This is a genomic window from Paenarthrobacter sp. CM16 (genome assembly GCF_013179505.1).
Lineage (GTDB): Bacteria > Actinomycetota > Actinomycetes > Actinomycetales > Micrococcaceae > Arthrobacter.
Map to the genome: position 1 here is coordinate 1 of NZ_JABMCX010000488.1, position 1,929 is coordinate 1,929.

Genomic DNA, 1,929 nt, shown 5'->3' on the forward strand with positions numbered 1-1,929 from the left:
TCGTTCACGACGCCGTGGCTGACCTTGGGTTCGTTTCCGAGTCAGAAGGCGAAGGCGCAGGCCGTCACATCGTCGTTTCGGCTGACTAGCAGCTCATGGTCGAAATAACCGCAGCTGAACTTGAAGCGGCCGAGAAGATTTTTGGGGAGCGCTTGGATCTCGCCAAGCGCTACGTTGAACACCTTGCAACATCCGGTACTGAGCGTGGGCTGATTGGTCCACGGGAAATTCCGCGGTTGTGGAGTCGCCACGTCCTGAACTGTGCAGTCATTGAGTCTGCCATTGCCATGGACAGCCACGTCGCCGACGTCGGTTCCGGTGCTGGCCTGCCGGGTCTCTGCCTGGCAATTGCCCGGCCGGACCTTGAACTGACTCTGATTGAGCCGCTTGAGCGTCGTGTCATCTGGCTCCAGGAAGTGGTGGACGATCTCGGCCTGGATAACGTCACCATCATGAGGACGCGTGCTGAGCTCGCCGTGGGCATGGTGGACGCCGACGTTGTTACGGCGCGGGCAGTTTCTGCTCTCAGTAACCTGGCAGGTCTGACGATTCCCCTCCTGAATGGCCATGGCGAGGTTGTTGCCATCAAGGGTCGCAGCGCGGCCGAGGAGATCGAGAAGGCCAAGAAGGTCATCCGCAAACTGGGCGGCGTGGAAACGTCAGTTGTTGTTTGTGGACAGGAGCTTTTGGAGGAACCCACCACCGTGGTGAGGATTATCGTCAACAAGCCCGGAAAGACGGCCTGAGACCTGCTTGGTTTCCCGCGTGTCGGCGGGTGAGCAGTTAGGCTAGAGAACGGCAGCAAGCGCCGAATGAGAGTGAGAGTGTGACCAGTGGGCAGTAGTGAAACCTCCACGCAGCGAATCCCCCCGTTTATGTCGTTGGGGTCCGCGCGGGCAATGGCTACACCCTCCGCGTCTCTTCAGTCTGCGATTGTGCGTCCTAATTCGGTTGAGAATGCTGCCGTTTCACGTGAAACCGTATCTGATGGAGTGCATAACGTGATGGATTCCATTGATGACTCAAGTCCGATAGCCCGTCAGCTGGCCAATGAAACCCGCCGGCGCGAGCGGTTGATCGGCAGGGAGCTCCCCAAGCCGGATAAAACCCGTATCTTCACTGTCTCCAATCAAAAGGGCGGGGTTGGCAAAACCACCACCACGGTGAACATCGCCGCAGCCCTGGCCTCTGCCGGGCTCAACGTGCTGGTGATCGATATCGATCCCCAAGGAAACGCCTCCACGGCACTTGGCATAGAGCATCATGCCGACGTGGACAGTATCTATGACGTCCTGATCAACGACCTCCCCCTGAAGGACGTCGTTGCTGCCTGCCCTGACATCCCGAATCTGATCTGCGCCCCCGCCACCATCCACCTCGCCGGCGCTGAAATCGAGTTGGTCTCATTGGTGGCACGCGAGCAGAGGCTTCGACGAGCCATCGACGTTTACGCCAAGGAGCGGGAGAAGAATGGTGAAGGCCGGTTGGACTTCATCTTCATTGACTGCCCTCCCAGCTTGGGTCTGCTGACGGTCAATGCGTTCTGCGCAGCCAGTGAAGTTCTGATCCCCATTCAGTGCGAGTACTACGCACTGGAAGGGCTAAGCCAGCTCCTCAAGAACATTGAGATGATCCAGAAGCACCTCAACGCTGACTTGGTTGTTTCAACTATTCTCTTGACCATGTATGACGGCCGTACCAACCTGGCTGCGCAAGTGGCCTCCGAGGTACGTCAGCACTTCCCCGAGCAGGTTCTGGGAGCTGTAGTCCCCCGTTCAGTGCGTATCTCTGAGGCCCCGAGCTACCAGCAAACGGTCATGACTTACGATCCTTCTTCGAGCGGCGCGCTCTCCTACATGGAAGCCGCTGCCGAAATCGCCGAACGCTAGAATTCTTGAAACACTGCAACAGCCTGAGCAGGTCCGTGCT

General features: G+C 58.2%; 3 protein-coding genes. All 3 read left to right on the forward strand.

Features of this window, described 5'->3' with window-relative positions; all coding sequences use genetic code 11:
- Positions 1-89 (forward strand): R3H domain-containing nucleic acid-binding protein (locus HP499_RS23725; RefSeq protein ID WP_375154271.1); only part of this gene is annotated, 89 nt, incomplete at its 5' end.
- 6 nt (positions 90-95) lie between these two features.
- Positions 96-746, forward strand: a complete 651-nt coding sequence (gene rsmG, locus HP499_RS23730; protein ID WP_011776793.1) for a 16S rRNA (guanine(527)-N(7))-methyltransferase RsmG — start codon at positions 96-98, stop codon at positions 744-746.
- A gap of 129 nt (positions 747-875) precedes the next feature.
- Positions 876-1,889, forward strand: a complete 1,014-nt coding sequence (locus HP499_RS23735; RefSeq protein WP_081733571.1) for a ParA family protein — start codon at positions 876-878, stop codon at positions 1,887-1,889.
- Positions 1,890-1,929: the final 40 nt, after the last annotated feature.

Bases quoted from the DNA above. Each gene is read 5' to 3' on its own strand.
- HP499_RS23735 (WP_081733571.1), top strand. From the start codon at position 876: ATGTCGTTGGGGTCCGCGCGGGCAATGGCTACACCCTCCGCGTCTCTT.
- rsmG (WP_011776793.1), top strand. From the start codon at position 96: ATGGTCGAAATAACCGCAGCTGAACTTGAAGCGGCCGAGAAGATTTTT.